Source organism: Streptomyces tatrensis (assembly GCF_049310065.1).
Lineage (GTDB): Bacteria > Actinomycetota > Actinomycetes > Streptomycetales > Streptomycetaceae > Streptomyces.
Genome location: NZ_JBMDLB010000007.1, coordinates 1,192,633 through 1,209,179, shown reverse-complemented (window position 1 = coordinate 1,209,179; position 16,547 = coordinate 1,192,633). Strand labels below are relative to the sequence as shown.

The following is a 16,547-nucleotide window of genomic DNA, read 5'->3' as shown; positions in this document are numbered from 1 at the left end:
CCCAGGACAGCAGAGGACACTGCACACAAAGGGGAAGCCATGACTGCGACGACCAACGGCGGCGCCCATGCCTGCGGCGCCGACCCGAACGAGCCAGGCCCCGGGCCCGGCTCCGGGCCGCCGGGCCCGGTCCCGGGCTCCGGCCCGGACCCCGGCCCCGCCGGGCTGCGCGGGGTCCGCGAGGCCACCGAGCGGGCGGTCCGCGACCTGCTGGAGCGGCAGGACGAGGCCGGCTGGTGGAAGGGCGACCTGGAGACCAACGTCACCATGGACGCCGAGGACCTGCTGCTGCGCCAGTTCCTCGGGATCAGGGACGAGGCCACCACCCGGGCCGCCGCCCTGTTCATCCGCGGAGAGCAACAGGACGACGGCACCTGGGCCACCTTCCACGGCGGCCCCTGCGACCTCTCCGCCACCATCGAGGCCTACGTGGCCCTGCGCCTCGCCGGAGACGCGCCCGACGCCCCGCACATGGCCCGCGCCTCGGCGTGGATCCGGGCCCACGGGGGACTCGCCGGTGCCCGCGTCTTCACCCGCATCTGGCTGGCCCTGTTCGGCTGGTGGAGCTGGGACCACCTGCCCGAACTCCCGCCCGAACTGCTGTTCCTGCCGCCCTGGGTGCCGCTGAACATCTACGACTTCGGCTGCTGGGCCCGGCAGACGATCGTCCCGCTCACCGTGGTCTCCGCACTGCGCCCGGTCCGCCCGGCCCCCTTCGCCCTGGACGAGCTGCACACCGACGCGCGCACTCCGTACCCCGCCAAGAAGCTCGCGCCGCTGGCCAGTTGGAACGGCGCCTTCCAGCGCATGGACAAGGCCCTGCACGCCTACCGCCGCGTCGCCCCGCGCCGGCTGCGCGCGGCGGCCATGGCGAGCGCCGGACGCTGGATCGTGGAACGGCAGGAGAACGACGGCTGCTGGGGCGGCATCCAGCCGCCCGCCGTGTACTCCGTCATCGCCCTGCACCTGCTCGGCTACGACCTGCGCCATCCCGTGATGCGCGCCGGACTGGAGTCCCTGGACCGCTTCGCCGTCTGGCGCGCGGACGGAGCCCGCATGATCGAGGCCTGCCAGTCCCCGGTGTGGGACACCTGCCTGGCCGCCATCGCGCTGGCCGACGCGGGACTGCGCCCCGACCACCCCGCCCTGGTCAAGGCCGCCGACTGGATGCTCGGCGAGGAGATCGTGCGCAGCGGGGACTGGGCCGTGCGCAGGCCCCAACTGGCCCCGGGCGGCTGGGCGTTCGAGTTCCACAACGACAACTACCCCGACATCGACGACACCGCCGAGGTCGTCCTCGCCCTGCGCCGCGTCAAGCATCCCGACCCGGCACGGGTGGAAGGGGCCATCGCCCGCGGAGTGTCCTGGAACCTCGGCATGCAGTCGAAGAACGGGGCCTGGGGCGCCTTCGACGCCGACAACACCAGCCCCTTCCCCAACAAGCTGCCCTTCTGCGACTTCGGCGAGGTCATCGACCCGCCCTCGGCCGACGTCACCGCCCACGTGGTGGAGATGCTCGCCGTCGAGGGCCGGGCGGGCGACGCGCGCACCCGGCGCGGCATCGCCTGGCTCCTCGAGGAACAGGACCCGAACGGCGGCTGGTTCGGCCGCTGGGGCACCAACTACGTCTACGGGACCGGCTCCGTGGTCCCGGCCCTGACCGCCGCCGGCTTCGCCCCCTCGCACCCCGCGATCCGGCGGGCCGTGCACTGGCTGGAGTCCGTACAGAACGAGGACGGGGGATGGGGCGAGGACCAGCGCTCCTACCAGGACCCGTCCTGGGCGGGGAAGGGCGCCTCGACCGCCTCGCAGACGGCGTGGGCGCTGATGGCCCTGCTGTCGGCCGGGGAGCGCGACGCGCCGTCCGTGGAGCGGGGGATCGGCTACCTCGTCTCCACCCAGCGCTCCGACGGCACCTGGGACGAGCCGTACTTCACCGGGACCGGCTTCCCCTGGGACTTCTCCATCAACTACCACCTGTACCGCCAGGTCTTCCCGCTCACCGCGCTCGGCCGCTACCTGTACGGAGAACCGTTCGGCCCCGGCGGGCGGTACGCGGATCCCGCCGCCCTCCCGCACACGGCCCCGTCGACCGGGGAGGCCTGATGGAAGGCCTGATGTCCGACGGCCCCGCCGCGGCCCCGCCGCCGCTGCTGATCGCCTGCGCGCTGCGCATCGAGCGGACGGCCCTGCGCAGCACCTCGTACCGCACCGGGCGGGACCGGGGCGCGCCCGAGTGGTACGAGGTCCTGCGCACCGGCATGGGACCGCGCGCGGCCGAGCGCGCCGTCGGCCGGAAGCTGGCCGAGCCGGAGCTGCGCGGCGCCGCCGTGCTCGCCACCGGATTCTGCGCCGGGCTGCTGCCCGGCATGAGCCCCGGCGACCTGATCGTCGCCGAGGAGACCCGGGACCCGCGCGGCACGGTCGCCTGCGCCGGTACCGCCCTGCTCGCCGAGGCGCTGGCCCGGGCCGTACCCGGCCGGACCGTACACCTCGGTGCACTGACCGGATCCGATCACGTCGTCCGGGGCCAGGAGCGCGCCGAGCTGCGCGCCGGCGGCGCCGTCGGGGTCGACATGGAATCGGCCGCCACCCTGTGGACCGCGACCCGGGACGGGAGCGTCCCGGGGGTCCGGGACCGTCCGGTTGCGGCCGTCCGGGTGATCGTGGACGCTCCGGAGCATGAGCTCGTCCGCATCGGCACCGTTCGCGGGGGAATATCGGCCTTTCGCGTACTGCGTGCCGTACTGCCCGCGTTTTATGAATGGCACCGTTCTTTGCTGCTCCCCCGGAGGTGAGCCAGATGGCCATGCCACTGCGACAGACGATCAGGGTCGGGACGTACCTGCTCGAACAGAAGCTCCGCAAGCGTGAGAAGTTCCCGCTGATCGTCGAGCTGGAACCGCTCTACGCCTGCAACCTGGCCTGCGAGGGGTGCGGGAAGATCCAGCACCCGGCCGGGGTGCTCAAGCAGCGCATGCCCGTGGCCCAGGCGGTGGGCGCCGTGCTGGAATCGGGCGCGCCGATGGTGTCCATCGCGGGCGGCGAGCCCTTGATGCACCCGCAGATCGACGAGATCGTGCGCCAGTTGGTGGCCAAGCGGAAGTACGTCTTCCTCTGCACCAACGCGATGCTGCTCCGCAAGAAGATCGAGAAGTTCACGCCCTCTCCGTACTTCGCCTTCGCCGTGCACATCGACGGACTGCGCGAGCGCCACGACGAGTCGGTGGCGAAGGAAGGCGTCTTCGACGAGGCGGTCGAGGCCATCAAGGAGGCGAAGAAGCGCGGATTCCGGGTGACGACCAACTCCACCTTCTTCAACACCGACACCCCGCAGACCATCATCGAGGTCCTGAACTACCTCAATGACGATCTCCAGGTGGACGAGATGATGATCTCGCCGGCCTACGCCTACGAAAAGGCTCCGGACCAGGAGCACTTCCTCGGTGTCGAACAGACCCGCGAACTCTTCAAGAAGGCCTTCGCGGGCGGCAACCGGCGGCGCTGGCGGCTCAACCACTCCCCGCTCTTCCTGGACTTCCTGGAAGGCAAAGTCGATTTCCCCTGCACCGCATGGGCCATTCCGAATTACTCGCTCTTCGGCTGGCAGCGCCCCTGCTATCTGATGAGCGACGGGTACGTGCCCTCGTACCGGGAACTGATCGAGGAAACCGACTGGAGCAAGTACGGCCGCGGGAAGGACCCGCGCTGCGCGAACTGCATGGCGCACTGCGGATACGAGCCCACGGCCGTCCTGGCCACCATGGGGTCGCTGAAGGAGTCGCTGCGGGCGGTCCGCGAGACCGTGGGGGGCGGGAGCCGGGACAAGTCGGCATGACCGGCTTCGACCTCGCCGCCCTGCTCGCCGAGCGGGGCGGCGAGCGGTACGAACTGCACGCCCGCCACCTCAACCACCAGCTGCCCCGGATGCTCCACACCATCGGCTTCGACAAGGTCTACGTGCGGGCCGAGGGGGCCCACTTCTGGGACGCCGAGGGCAACGACCACCTCGACATGCTGGCCGGCTTCGGGGTGATGGGCCTGGGGCGCCACCACCCGGTGGTCAGGCAGGCCCTGCACGACGTGCTGGACGCCCAGCTCGCCGATCTCACCCGCTTCGACTGCCAGCCGCTGCCCGGACTGCTGGCGGAGAAGCTGCTCTCCCACAGTCCGCACCTGGACCGGGTCTTCTTCGGCAACAGCGGCACCGAGGCGGTGGAGACCGCCCTGAAGTTCGCCCGGTACGCCACCGGGCGGCCCAGGGTCCTCTACTGCGACCACGCCTTCCACGGGCTCACCACGGGCTCGCTCTCGGTCAACGGCGAGGCCGGCTTCCGCGACGGCTTCGCGCCGCTGCTGCCGGACACCAAGATCGCTCTCGGGGACCTGGAGGCGCTGGAGCGGGAGCTGAAGAAGGGGGACGTGGCGGCCTTCGTCGTCGAGCCGATCCAGGGCAAGGGGGTGCTCGCCGCCCCGCCCGGCTTCCTGCTCGCCGCGCAGGAGGCGCTGCACCGGCGGGGGGCGCTGCTGATCGCGGACGAGGTGCAGACCGGCCTCGGACGGACCGGCGACTTCTACGCCTACCAGCACGAGGCCGGGGTCGAACCGGACCTGGTCTGCGTGGCCAAGGCCCTCTCCGGCGGCTACGTGCCCGTCGGCGCGACCCTGGGCAAGGACTGGATCTTCAAGAAGGTCTACTCCTCCATGGACCGGGTGCTCGTCCACTCCGCCAGCTTCGGCTCCAACGCGCAGGCGATGGCGGCCGGGCTCGCCGTCCTCTCCGTCATGGAGGACGAGCAGGTGGTGGCCCGTGCCCGCGCGATGGGCGACCTGCTGCGCGGGCGGCTCGCCGCGCTCGTGGACGAGTACGAACTGCTCCACGAGGTACGGGGACGCGGGCTGATGATCGGCATCGAGTTCGGCCGGCCGTCCTCGCTGGGGCTGCGGAGCCGCTGGAGCATGCTGCAGGCGGCGCGCAAGGGGCTGTTCGCGCAGATGGTCGTGGTGCCGCTGCTGCAGAAGCACCGGATCCTCACGCAGGTCTCCGGCGACCACCTGGAAGTGATCAAGCTGATCCCGCCGCTGATCGTGGACGAGGCGGACGTCGACCGGTTCGTCGGCGCCTTCCGCGCGGTCATGGACGAGGCCCACGGTGGTGGCGCGCTGATGTGGGACTTCGGCCGGACACTGGTGAGGCAGGCCGTCGCCAACCGCTGAGGCGACGGCCCGGCTCGCGGGGCGTCAGTCCAGCAGGCGGTCGCGGAGCACGGCGAGGGTCTCGGGCGTGAGCCCGAGGCCCTCGGCGAGGTAGCGCTCCACTCCGCCCCACTCCTGGTCGATGGTGTCGAAGGCCGTCGTCAGATACGGGGCGCGGGCGTCGAAGAGCGGGGCGAGCAGCTCCATCACCTCGGGGGCGCGGGCCTCGGGCGAGTCGCTGCCCCGGCGGACCCGGTAGCGGTTGTGCGGGGCGTTCGACTCCAGGTAGTCCGCGAGGATCGCCTCCCGCTCGACGCCCAGCGCGAGCAGGGTGACGGCGATCGACAGGCCCGCCCGGTCCTTCCCGGCGGCGCAGTGCATGAGCGCCGGGACGCTGTCCTCGGCGAGCGCGTGCACCACCCGGCTGTGCTCGGCGGTACGGGTCCGGATCATCGTCCGGTACGAACGGGACATCCGCGCGGCGGCCTTGCCCTCGCCCAGGATCTCGCGCAGCTGCGCCAGGTCCCCTTCGCGGACCATCTTCCAGAACTCGCTGCCGTCGGCCGGATCCGACAGCGGAATGTTGACGTTGAGCACCCCGGGCAGCTCCACGTCCGCACCCTCCAGCGCGTGGTCGGCGCCGTTGCGGAAGTCGAAGACGGTGTGCAGTCCGAGCGACCCGAGGAACTCCGCGTCGCTTTCGGTGGCATGCGCCAGATGTCCGCTTCGGAACAGTCGTCCCGACTTGACCCTTCGGCCGTCCGCGGCCGGCAAGCCGCCCACGTCGCGGAAGTTGCGCACTCCGGTCAGTGCCGGCTGCGGCGCAACCGGATCGGTGTGGGGGCTCTGGGGTATCTGCTGGGTCACAGGGGGGCTCCTCCGTGTCGTCCGGTCGCTTGTCATGGCTCGTCGTGGCTCGCGCAGCTCGCGCGGCCCGCGCGCCTCGTCCTCACTCGTGTCCGAATTACGCTACTTGCTGGCAACTTGCCATAGCGAGAGGCGAGATCGGACACGTCCCCGTGAGCCAGATCATACGGTGACCGTGAGTGCCTGATCGCGAATGGCGAATTCCCCTGTCCGGGCGGCTGTTGGGGGAGGGGAATGGACACAGGGTGACCGTAATTCCGCCGGTCCATCATCACTGGGAATCCATCGGGGAATTCGGGACTTGTTCCGCGCGGCCGCGCTCGATTACCTTCGCGATCGATCCGGATGGACCGCCTAATCCTGCCGCCGTCCGGAAACCGCACCCGACTATTCACGCGCGCGGCAGGAGCGGGGGAACCAGGTAAGCCGCTGTTCCGGAGCTCCTCAGGGATCTTTACAACGGGACAGCTCGGGGTGAAGCCGTGCATGTGCTGTTCATCGGCGCATACACCGCCGGACATCTCCAGTCCGAACCCGACAGCTCACCTCGCAGGCGTCGGAGAGGAATTCGCCATGTCCGGAACGGGTAAGCACCGCCGTCCCAAGTCCCGCTCGATATCCCGCGGGTTCGCCGCCGCGGGCACCGGTGGCGCGGCCCTCGCGCTTCCGCTGCTCGGCGCCACCGGCGCCCACGCCGCCGGTGTCCCGGCCGCCGCGCCCGCCGCCGCCCCGGTCCAGGCCCCGCAGGCCGTGGCCGCTCAGGCGGTGTCGGCCTTCCGGGCCGCGCCCGTCGCCGTGCAGGCAGCTCCCACCGTCTACACCGTGGTGCCGGGCGACTACCTCTCCAAGATCGCCGAGCGCCAGCACCTCACCGGCGGCTGGGAGCAGCTCTACGCGGACAACCTCGAGGCCGTCGGCACCGACCCGTCGCTGATCCACCCGGGACTCAAGCTCACGCTCGGCGCGAAGGGCGCGGCTCCGGCCGCGGCGGCCGAGTCCGCGCCGGCCGAAACGCCGAAGCCGGCCAAGAAGTCCGCTTCCTCCGGTTCTTCCACTTCCGGCGATTCGTCGGATTCCTCGGACTCGGATTCCTCGGACTCGGATTCCTCGGACTCCTCTGACGAGGCAGCCGCGCCCGTCGCCGAGGCGCCCGCCAAGCAGCAGGGCGGCTCCGCGTCGACCGGCTTCGTCGCCCCGGTCGCCGGCGGCCCGTCCACCGCCTACAAGACCGCCGGCTCCATGTGGTCCAGCGGCTACCACACTGGTGTCGACTTCACCGTGAGCACCGGCACCACCATCAGGGCGGTCGGCGCCGGCACCGTGGTCTCCGCCGGCTGGAGCGGCGCGTACGGCAACGAGGTCGTCATCCGCCACACCGACGGCAGGTACAGCCAGTACGCGCACCTCTCCCAGCTGTCCGTCTCCTCCGGCCAGAGCGTCACCGGCGGGCAGACCATCGGCCTCTCCGGCTCCACGGGCAACTCGACCGGCCCGCACCTGCACTTCGAGATCCGCACCGGGCCCTCGTACGGCTCGGACATCGACCCGCTGGCCTACCTCCGGTCCAAGGGCGTCAGCATCTGAATCCGAGGCGCTGTCGGAGGTGCCGGTTAGGCTGCCCGTTTCGACAGGGGACGGGACGGTCGTGGCATGAAGGTCAGCGCAGGGGAGCTCAACCGCTCCACGCTCGCACGGCAGTTGCTGCTGCGGCGCGAGGTGATGGACGTCGGCGACGCGGTCCGCCGGGTGGTCGCCCTGCAGGCGCAGCACGCGGCCTCGCCGTACCTCGCGCTGTGGAACCGGCTCTCCGGCTTCGACCCGGCCGACCTCGACGCCGCCTTCACGGGGCGCGAGGTCGTCAAGTCGACGCTGATGCGGCTGACCCTGCACGCCGTGCACGCGGAGGACTACCCGGCCTTCCGGGAGGCCGTGCAGCCTTCCGTACGGGCCGCCCGGCTCGGGACCCGCTTCACGGACTCCGGGCTGACGGCCGCGGACGCCGACGTCCTGGCGCCGGAGCTGCTGGACTTCGCCGACCGGCCCCGTACGACGGCGGAGTGCGAGGCCTGGCTCGGACACCGGCTGGGAGCGGCGCCGCAGCCCGGAGCGTGGTGGGGGCTGCGGCAGTACGCGCCGCTGCTGCACGCGCCCACCGCCGCGCCGTGGTCGTTCGGGGAGCGTCCGTCCTACGTCGCGCCCGCGCGCCGGCCCCGCACGGTACCGGCGGACCCGGAGGCCTCGGAGGAATCCCTGCGGACGCTGGTCGTGCGCTACCTGGAGGGTTTCGGGCCGGCGTCGGTAGCGGACGTGGCGCAGTTCTCCCTGGTCCAGCGGGCCAGGGTCCGCCAGGCGCTGCGGGCGCTGGAGCTGTCCGGGAGGCTCGACCGGCTGACGGGGCCGGACGGCGAGGAACTGTTCGACGTCCAGGGCGCACCGCGTCCGGAGGAGGACGCGCCGGCGCCGCCCCGGCTGATGGCCATGTGGGACAGCGTGCTGCTCGCGTACTCCGACCGGAGCCGCATCGTCCCGCCGCAGTACCGCACGTTCGTGGCGCGGATGAACGGCGACACCCTGGCGACCCTGCTGGTCGACGGCCACGTCGCCGGCGTGTGGCGCCCGGCCGGCCCCGACGGCGGGATCGAGGCTACCGCCTTCCACCCCCTGCCGGAGGACGTCTGGGAGGCCCTCGCGGTGGAGGCCCGGGCGCTGACGGCCTTCCTGGCCGCCCGCGAACCGGAGGTCTACCGGCGGTACGGCCACTGGTGGAGCAAACTGCCGAGCGCCGAGACCCGGCTGCTCGCCTGAACCGTGGGGCCGGGACCGGAGGGGGGTCCCGGTCCCACCCTTGTCGCTCGGTCGGGGGGCGCGCGGTGCGAGCCGGCCGAGTCCTCCATGCGCCCCGCACCGCGTGACCCGTCGGCATAGCCTGCGGCGATGACCGAACCGGCTGTCATCTGGGTGAACGACGGGATGTTCCCCATCACTGGGGGCTCCGACCGCAGCGTCGAGTCAGCGGACTGGTCCAACCCGCTCGCCGCTCCCATGAGCCACGGCGCCTACATCCTCACCGGCATCCACACCGGACGCGTGAACGTCCGGACCCGGATCACCTCCACCCCACCACCCGCAGACACAGGGGAATGGGAAGAGGTGGTCGAAGTCAGCGTGCACGCCGAGGAGGTCGACCTCGCCCTGAGCTACTTCGGGGGTGAGGGGCCGAGCGAACCGCCTGCCCTCAGCGATCAAGGCCCCGGCCGGTACCGGATACGGGTACACGCCCGAGGGCGCAGCCTCGAACCGGACGGCGTCAGCGAGGAACCCATCGAGGACTACCTCATCACCGCCTGGCCCCAACAGCCGGCAGCCTCCACCGTCCTGCGGACCAGCCAACGAATCGAAGAGCGGCTCCGCCACGCTGGTCGGGCCTGACTCGGCTACGGGTGCCGGGCCCTGGAACTCGCGGACTCGGCGGCGGAAGCGGCGCCGGTCGCAGGTCCCCGGCTGACGGCGTTCCTGCGCGGTCAGCAGGCCCGCGGCGCGGCCGTGATTCGAGCCTTGAAGGAGTCCATCCGTATCCAGCCACCCGGCCGGCGGCAGCGGCAAGGCCGCTTGCACTCCTACGCGGTACTCGCCCAGCGGCAACACGCCCATGGCCGTGTCGAGGCCGCCTGCGACTCCTGGGGCCGGTTTCTCGACGAGTACGCGCGACCGAATGCGGGTCAGGTACCTCGGACGGTCAACGATGACGCCGCTTGACGATCACCGTGGCGACGAGGCCGAGGCTCACGGCGGCGAAGGCGCCGAGGGCCGGCCACTGCCAGGGGAGGCCGGATTCCGCATCCGCGGCTTCCGCCCGGAGCGGCGCCGCAGCTGTCGGATCGGTACTGGGGGTGGGGGCCTTCGCCGGGGCCGCCGGGGCCAGGGGGTCGACCTCGGGCGCTCCCGGGTCTCCCTCGTGGTCGAGCAGCACCTTGCGGGGGCGGGCTGCTCCGTAGCCGAGCCAGTTGCTGCGCTCGGAGCCGTCAATGGGGCCGCCGGCGGTCTGGATCAGGACGCGGGCCACCTGGTTCGCGGTCCAGTCGGGGTGGGCCGACCAGACGAGCGCGGCGGAGGCTGAGGCCAGGCTGGTCGCGTACGAGGTGCCACCGTTCCCCACGCACCAGCCCTTGTTCTCCTCGCAGCGGATCTGGACCTTGCTGCCTATGGAAACCAGGTCCGTGTCGGGCCCGTGGGAGCTGAACGGCATGGCCTTGCCCGTCTCGTCGACGGCTCCCACGCCGATGACTCCCGGCAGCGCGGCGATGGCGTTGGACCAGTTCTTGCGCCCGCCCTCGTTGCCCATGGCGGCGAAGATGAGCGTGCCCTTGCTCTGGGCGTACTCGACGGCGGGCTTGATCTTGTCCATCGGCCAGTCCGGAGTCACGCCGATGGAGAGGTTGATGATCTTGGCGCCGTTGTCGGCCGCGTACCGGATTCCCCGGGCGGCTTCGGACGCGACGGCGAAGGCCATGGGGGTGCCGACGCTGGTGCGGATGGGCAGCACCTTGGCGCCGGGAGCCAGGCCCTTGGGGCCGCCTGACGAGCCGTCGCCGACGATCGCCGCGGTCATGCTGGTTCCGTGCCCGACGAAGTCCTCGTGCGGCGGGTACGTGATGTCCGGGCGCTCGAAGGGCGGTTCCATGTAGGACACGCCGGGAAGCACGGACGAGCTCTTCCAGCCCGAGCCGTCCTTGACGCCGCTGTCGATGACGGCCACCGTGACGCCGCTGCCGTCCGCGACCTTCCACATCTCCCGGGCCTTCATCTTCGTGAGGTAGCCCCACGAGTCGGTATCGGCGGCCGCCGGCATCACCGTGCCCGCGCTGACCGTCAACGCCGCGACGACGACTCCCGCCGCCCTCAGCCACGACCCATGTCGACGTACGGTGTCCTGCATTTTCTCGCCCCTTTGTGTCCATGCGCTGCACATCTCGCGCGGACCCACCCCATCACACTGCCTGTCATCGGACGTAATCGATGTCAGAACCGTCGGAGAGGATCGGGGTGTGGCCTTGGAATCCTTTGTGCTCTCGATGGCCGACGGCCGGTGGTGTCCAGCGGTCGTGGTGGGCTTGCCCACCCATGGAGATCGTTTCCCGGTTGCCGCCCGGCCAAGGTGTTCGTGGCACCGGGTTCAGGCGCTACGCGTTGCCACGGATGTCGCGGACGACGTGTACTCCGAGCGGAGGCACCTCGTAGTGGAGGCGCAGGCCCGGATTCCGCTCCGGGGCGAGCCAGCCGTATGCCCGCAGGGCCCGTTCGCTGCCGAGTACGGTCGTGGGCAGGTCGAGAAGGGCCTCACCGGACTCGGCCGTGATCCTGAGCAGCAGCGGAGCGTTCTCGGGACGTTCGCCCAACTGCCATCCAGCGCCGAGGAGTTCCGTCTCCGCGCCGCCTTCTGCGCGGACCTCCAGGGAGCTGAACAGCCCGCTCGGCCCCCGCACCACACCCGGGTGCCAGACGACCCGACCCTGCTGCCGACGCAGCACCTCGGGCTCGACCACGAAGGGCAGTGGCCGCCCGGTCTGAGCCTCGCCGATGAACCTGATCAACTGCAGGCCCAGCGGACGTACCCAGAACTGCAGCCAGGCGCCGTCCACTCGGACATCGCCGAACTGCCCAGTCGGAAAAGGGATGGGCGGCGCGGCTCCCATTCTCCCAGTGAAGGATCCACCTTCCGTCCTCCTTCACTGTCACCTGCGGCTCTCCGCCGTCCGCCGCTCAGCGGGGCTCCGTCGGCGGTGCGGCGGCCGATGGTCTGGTCACGGTGGCCGGCGGGGAGGCCGGCCGGGCCAGGATCTTGCCGTCTGGCCTGTGGGTTCGGCCGGATGGCTGAAGTGCTAGATCGCGTCAATGTCGTCGATGACGTTGAAGACCCCCCTCGTCACGAACTCCGGCGTACCCGAGTAGGGCGCCTCGGTCTCGAATGATTTGAGGACGGACGTGACGAACTCGGTGAGCGCATCGACGGCGCTCGCGGCCTGGTGCGCCCGAAACGCCCCGAGGGTGGCGAGTCTGCGGATGGTCGAGTTGTGCGAGGTGCCGAGCCCGAAGGCGAGGATGTGTGGGTGGTGCCTCCAGTCCACCGCGGTGAGCGCATCGTGCTCGGACTCCCAGGTCGTTCTGTCCGTCGGTTCACCGTCTGTGATGAAGAAGGCGACGGGCCTGTAGAGCCGATGTCCCTGTGCCTTGAGGGCGGTCACATCCTGCTGGATGGTGCTGCGAAGCAGCGCCAGGGCCGGGCCGTAGGCGCATCCGCCGTAGGCCTGGAGGGGCGGGATCGTCGCGGGGTCCGTGAAATCGCCCAGTGGGGTGACCACTTGTGCCCTGTTCGCGAAGGCGATGACGCAGACGCGCGTCATGGAGCTCAGGAGGCGGCTGTCGAGCAGCGTCCGGGAGAGCCGCAGCAACGCCTCGTTGAGCGCAGGCACTTGAGGGGCGAGAGATGAGGAGACGTCGCAGACCACGTAGAGGGGGAGGGTCGGGACGGAGATGGCGAGCGGTTGGTAGTGCGTCGGTCGGTACGTGCTCTCGTTGTCGGCGTCCGCCTGCATCCACGCTTCGTGGAGCGGCTCCACAGGCGCTTCACAAGCCTCGGCCAGAGCCACCACCTGAGGCCAGCTGGGGAAGCGGTCGCCGTTGAGGATGTGCGTGACGGTCGAGGCGGAGCAGTGCATCTGCCGGGCGAGCTGGACTCGGGTGGGCTTGCCCGCGGCACGGTGAAGTGCCCGTAGGCGCAGCGCGAACCTGTGCACAGGATCATGCTCCGGATCCAGCCTCGGCGGCTTCCGCGGCATCCCGCTCCCCCTTGCGGCCTGGCGTCGATGACACCTCCGGCGTTGTCCGTCATTGTCCGTGACCATCCACCGATGTCGCCGGGAAATGCGCGGAAGGAGCCGGCGGACCCGTCGAAGCGCAGCCGTTGTCGCTAGGGGCGTGGGACCTAGGAGCAGGCGGAACACTGCCGTCGGGGAGGCCTTCTGTCCCCACCGAGATTTCGGCCACTGGAGGTTCTGATGACATCGGCGAAGTACATGCTCCTGACGATCGGGCTGCTGGGAGCGGCCGTCGCCGGCTTGACGGCGGGCATCGTGATGTACGCACTGGGCGCCGTCGTCCTGGCCGCCGTGGGGACGGGAGCCGGTGCCTGCGTGGCGGTGGCGGGGCTGTTCTTCGCCGGGGTAGCCGCGTTTCGCTGAGGCGACCAGAGCTCTATGGCGGGGCGCTCCCGTTGACCAGGCCCGTACTCGTGGCCTCGGCCGGTTCGCGGGCCGCCACGAAGGGGAGCCCACTCGCTCCGCCGGCGGCGTGGAGGCGCTCCTGCATCGTGAGGAGGTCATCGGGGGAGGGCTCATCGTTCGGGCACGCTCAGGTGGCCAGTCTGACGACTGCTTCGAGCAGGCATCGGCCGCCGAACATCACGTCGCTCACCCGGGCGTGCTCGTCGACTCCGTGGATCAACCGCATGATGTCGGCGTCGCTCGCCGACGGGAAGAATCCGATGACCTTCGTTTCGGGGAACGCGCGGGCGTCCGTGGAAGCGGAGTTGATGTACGGAAGGACCCGCGCGCCGGCCTCCTGGCCCGCCACCACGAGGTCCAGCACTCCCAGGAGTTCCGGGTCGTCGTGCACTCCGGCACTCACGCGCCCCTGGAGCAGGCTGACTTCGACCCCGCTGCCCACCGCCTCCTGCACTTGGGCCGCCCATTCCTCGGGGCGTTCGCCGGGTAGCAGGCGCCCGTCGAGTACGACGGATGCATCGGTCGGCACGACGTTCAGGCGCCGCCCGCCGGACAGCAGGGTCGGGGTCGCCGTGTTGTGCAGCCCGGCGACGACGAACTCGCGCAGGAGGGGGTCGATGGGCAGGCTGCGGGCGCCTTCCCAGGTCGGCTCCGCCGCCAGGCGCCGGATTCGCTCTCCCGCGTCGCCCGGGTGGAGTTCCGCCAGTGTGTGGAGCATGCGGCGCGAGGTGGGCTGCAGGATCGACGGGGCCGCGAAGTCGCGGAGTCGCACCAGGGCTTCGGCCAGCCTGAAGACCGCCGCATCAGGACGCGGGAGGGAAGCGTGGCCGCCCTCGCCGGTCGCGGTGATCCGCATCCTGGCGCTGCCCTTCTCCGCGACCTGCACCGTGTAGACGGGGCCGCCGGGTGTGAGGAAGCGCTGTCCGCCGCCCTCGTTGAACGCCACCTCCGCCTCCACGAGCGAACGGTGGTGCTCCCACAGCCAGTAGGCCCCCAGCCTGCTTCCCGCTTCCTCGTCGGCCGTGACGACCATCAGTACGTCACGGCGCAGCGGCACCCGGTGCGCTGCCAGCAGTTGCACGATGAGCAGGCTCGCCGCGATCTGCCCCTTCATGTCCAGCGAGCCCCGGCCCCAGACGCGGCCGTCCGCCACTTCACCCGAGAAGGGGGGCCGGCTCCACTTCTCGGCCTGGGCACCCACCACGTCCGCGTGCCCGAGCAGCATCAGCGGCGGTTCCTCGCCCGAACCCGGCAGCCGGGCGACCACGTTGGCCCGACCCGGCTCGGACTCCAGCACGGTGTGCCGGATCCCGCAGCGGTGCAGCTCGCGGGAGAGGTACCGGGCGACCGCGATCTCGTTCCCGGGTGGGTTGGACGTGTCCAGGCGTACGAGGTTCGAGAGGTGGCCGACCAGATGCTCCTCCTCATCGGCCCAGTCGAAGGGCAGCTCGAACGGGGCCATCACTCCTCCTCCTCCTCCTCCTCCTCGGAGACGAAAACCTAGCGAGTGCTCGGTAGGTTACGTTACAGTTCCGCGATCTAGAGGGCGTGCGATCCGCGATCGGTCTGGAGGCTTGAATGGCGATGTGGCGCATCGGCACCACGACGATTCACAAGGTGCTGGAGGCGGAAGTGGCCGTTTCCCCCACGGTCGCCCTGCGGACGGACGACACCGCGCTCCTGAAGAGGTACCCCTGGCCCGGCCCCGGCTACAGCAAGCCGGACGGCTCCTTCGTGATCTCGGTGCACGGGCTGGTCGTGGACACCGGCACGCGCCGCATCCTGGTCGACACGTGCGTGGGCAACGCCCGGGCCTCGGTACCGATGCTGCGCATGCTGGACACGGGGTGGCTCGAAGAACTCACCGCCCTCGGATACCCTCCGGAGTCGATCGACACCGTCGTGTGCACCCACCTCCACTTCGATCACATCGGGTGGAACACCCGCCTGGTGGAAGGGAAGTGGGTACCGACGTTCCCTCGTGCGCGCCATCTGGTCACACGGGTGGAGTGGGACCACTGGTCCGGCGAAGCCGACGCCGGCCTCGAGGACACGATGCAGCCGCTGGTCGGTGAGGGCCTCGTCGACCTCGTCGCCACCGACCACCAGGTGTGCGACGGCGTGCGCCTGGAAGCCGCTCCCGGGCACACCCCCGGTCAGGTCGCCGTCGTGGTGGAATCCGGGGAGGAACGCGCGGTGATCACCGGCGACCTCGTGCACCACCCCGTGCAGTTCATCGAACCCGACGTACCCAGCCTCGCCGACGCCGACGCCACGGTGGCCGCGGCGACCCGACGGGCATTCGTCACGCGGTACGCGGACACCGGAACGCTCGTCATCGGCACGCACTTCCCCTCCCCGACGGCCGGCCTCCTGCGGCGCGGCGGCGACGGGGCCGTGCGGTTCGTCGCGGACGACCGGCGGTGAGCCGTGGACTTGCGAGCCGTACCCGGTGACTTCGATGACTTCGAGACGCGCGTCGCGGAGGCCCGGCAGGCCACCATGACGGGCTGGGACTTCAGTTGGCTGAAGGGCCGGGCGGACGGCGAGGGCCCCTCCTGGGACTACGAGCAGCAGGCCCGCGCCCTGCTCCCGCGGGCTCGAAGCCTCCTGGACATCGACACCGGCGGCGGGGAACTCCTGGCCTCGTTCGCCCCGCTGCCACCACGGACCGCGGCCACCGAAAACTGGATGCCCAACCTCCAGGTGGCCCGGCAACGCCTCTCCCCGCTGGGCGTGGAGGTCCACCGGGCGGCGGGCTCGGTCCTGCCCCCCGGGCGCTTCGACCTGATCTTCAACCGGCACGGACTGCTGGACGCGGCAAGCATCCGCGCCGCGCTCGCGCCCGGCGGCCGGCTCCTCACCCAGCAGGTGGGCAGCCGCAACCAGCTCGAACTGAACGAGGCCCTCGGCATCCCCTCGCCGGCCGGTTCCGGCAGCTGGACCCTGGCCGTCGCCGTAGCGGCGCTGGAAGGCGCCGGCCTTCACGTGAGCACGGCGCGAGAGGAGATGAGCCCCTGCACCTTCCGTGACATCGGAGCAGTGGTCTTCCAACTGCAGGCCATTCCGTGGCAGTTCCCCGGATTCGACCCGGCCGGGTACGAACCCGCTCTGCGCCGGCTCGATCGGCACATCAGGATCGCGGGCGGATTCACCGCGCACGATCACCGGTTCTTGATCGAAGCCCACGCGCGGAGTTGACGA

At 70.9% G+C, this 16,547-nt stretch carries 15 protein-coding genes, 1 pseudogene and 1 riboswitch; of the genes and pseudogenes, 11 read left to right on the top strand and 5 right to left on the bottom strand.

Going from position 1 to position 16,547, the window contains the following annotated elements; genetic code table 11:
- The first annotated feature begins 39 nt into the window (after positions 1-39).
- The 4 genes from shc to ACODT5_RS09235 are packed head-to-tail and all read left to right on the top strand — an operon-like array spanning position 40 to position 5,217.
- On the top strand, positions 40-2,106 hold the full coding sequence (gene shc / locus ACODT5_RS09250; protein ID WP_422518696.1) for a squalene--hopene cyclase: 2,067 nt from the start codon (positions 40-42) through the stop codon (positions 2,104-2,106).
- Between the two features lie 11 nt (positions 2,107-2,117).
- The gene (locus ACODT5_RS09245) at positions 2,118-2,798 is read left to right on the top strand and encodes a phosphorylase family protein (RefSeq protein WP_422519604.1); all 681 of its coding nucleotides are present in this window, start codon (positions 2,118-2,120) and stop codon (positions 2,796-2,798) included.
- A 5-nt stretch (positions 2,799-2,803) separates the two neighbouring features.
- Positions 2,804-3,838 (top strand): adenosyl-hopene transferase HpnH, encoded by a 1,035-nt coding sequence (hpnH, locus tag ACODT5_RS09240; protein ID WP_422518695.1) that lies wholly within the window; start codon positions 2,804-2,806, stop codon positions 3,836-3,838.
- The gene (locus ACODT5_RS09235) at positions 3,835-5,217 is read left to right on the top strand and encodes an aspartate aminotransferase family protein (protein WP_422518694.1); all 1,383 of its coding nucleotides are present in this window, start codon (positions 3,835-3,837) and stop codon (positions 5,215-5,217) included. Before hpnH ends, ACODT5_RS09235 begins: the two co-directional genes overlap by 4 nt.
- 24 nt (positions 5,218-5,241) lie before the next feature.
- Here ACODT5_RS09235 and ACODT5_RS09230 read toward each other — a convergent pair whose 3' ends face one another.
- A complete protein-coding gene (locus ACODT5_RS09230) occupies positions 5,242-6,063 on the bottom strand; it encodes a tyrosine-protein phosphatase (protein WP_422518693.1) in 822 nt (273 codons plus the stop codon).
- Between the two features lie 374 nt (positions 6,064-6,437).
- Positions 6,438-6,634, top strand: a riboswitch (cyclic di-AMP (ydaO/yuaA leader).
- A gap of 2 nt (positions 6,635-6,636) precedes the next feature.
- Between ACODT5_RS09230 and ACODT5_RS09225 the strand changes: the two genes are divergently transcribed.
- The 4 genes and pseudogenes from ACODT5_RS09225 to ACODT5_RS09210 all read left to right on the top strand — a co-directional run.
- Positions 6,637-7,647: a M23 family metallopeptidase gene (locus tag ACODT5_RS09225; RefSeq protein ID WP_422518692.1), complete on the top strand. Its 1,011-nt coding sequence runs from the start codon at positions 6,637-6,639 to the stop codon at positions 7,645-7,647.
- Positions 7,648-7,713: 66 nt separating this feature from the next.
- Complete coding sequence (locus ACODT5_RS09220; protein WP_422518691.1) at positions 7,714-8,868, top strand: winged helix DNA-binding domain-containing protein; 1,155 nt, start codon at positions 7,714-7,716, stop codon at positions 8,866-8,868.
- A gap of 129 nt (positions 8,869-8,997) precedes the next feature.
- Positions 8,998-9,492: a hypothetical protein gene (locus ACODT5_RS09215; RefSeq protein WP_422518690.1), complete on the top strand. Its 495-nt coding sequence runs from the start codon at positions 8,998-9,000 to the stop codon at positions 9,490-9,492.
- Positions 9,493-9,765: pseudogene (locus ACODT5_RS09210) on the top strand (hypothetical protein); the annotation flags it as partial. It abuts the gene before it with no gap.
- Between the two features lie 34 nt (positions 9,766-9,799).
- Here ACODT5_RS09210 and ACODT5_RS09205 read toward each other — a convergent pair.
- From ACODT5_RS09205 to ACODT5_RS09195, 3 genes are all read right to left on the bottom strand, one after another.
- Positions 9,800-10,999, bottom strand: a complete 1,200-nt coding sequence (locus ACODT5_RS09205; RefSeq protein ID WP_422518689.1) for a S8 family serine peptidase — start codon at positions 10,997-10,999, stop codon at positions 9,800-9,802.
- 244 nt (positions 11,000-11,243) lie between these two features.
- Positions 11,244-11,702 carry a hypothetical protein gene (locus ACODT5_RS09200; RefSeq protein WP_422518688.1) on the bottom strand — a complete coding sequence of 153 codons (459 nt, stop codon included), beginning with the start codon at positions 11,700-11,702 and terminating at the stop codon, positions 11,244-11,246.
- Positions 11,703-11,942: 240 nt separating this feature from the next.
- Positions 11,943-12,857 (bottom strand): helix-turn-helix domain-containing protein, encoded by a 915-nt coding sequence (locus tag ACODT5_RS09195; protein WP_422518687.1) that lies wholly within the window; start codon positions 12,855-12,857, stop codon positions 11,943-11,945.
- 261 nt (positions 12,858-13,118) lie between these two features.
- Here ACODT5_RS09195 and ACODT5_RS09190 point away from each other — a divergent pair, with 261 nt between their 5' ends.
- Positions 13,119-13,301 carry a hypothetical protein gene (locus ACODT5_RS09190; RefSeq protein ID WP_422518686.1) on the top strand — a complete coding sequence of 61 codons (183 nt, stop codon included), beginning with the start codon at positions 13,119-13,121 and terminating at the stop codon, positions 13,299-13,301.
- A gap of 169 nt (positions 13,302-13,470) precedes the next feature.
- Here ACODT5_RS09190 and ACODT5_RS09185 read toward each other — a convergent pair whose 3' ends face one another.
- Positions 13,471-14,805: a M20/M25/M40 family metallo-hydrolase gene (locus ACODT5_RS09185; RefSeq protein WP_422518685.1), complete on the bottom strand. Its 1,335-nt coding sequence runs from the start codon at positions 14,803-14,805 to the stop codon at positions 13,471-13,473.
- 116 nt (positions 14,806-14,921) lie between these two features.
- On the opposite strand from ACODT5_RS09185, the gene ACODT5_RS09180 reads away from it, so the two are divergent.
- Together ACODT5_RS09180 and ACODT5_RS09175 are read left to right on the top strand one after the other, a co-directional pair.
- Complete coding sequence (locus tag ACODT5_RS09180) at positions 14,922-15,770, top strand: MBL fold metallo-hydrolase (RefSeq protein ID WP_422518684.1); 849 nt, start codon at positions 14,922-14,924, stop codon at positions 15,768-15,770.
- Between the two features lie 3 nt (positions 15,771-15,773).
- Positions 15,774-16,544, top strand: a complete 771-nt coding sequence (locus ACODT5_RS09175) for a class I SAM-dependent methyltransferase (protein WP_422518683.1) — start codon at positions 15,774-15,776, stop codon at positions 16,542-16,544.
- The last annotated feature ends 3 nt before the right edge of the window (positions 16,545-16,547 follow it).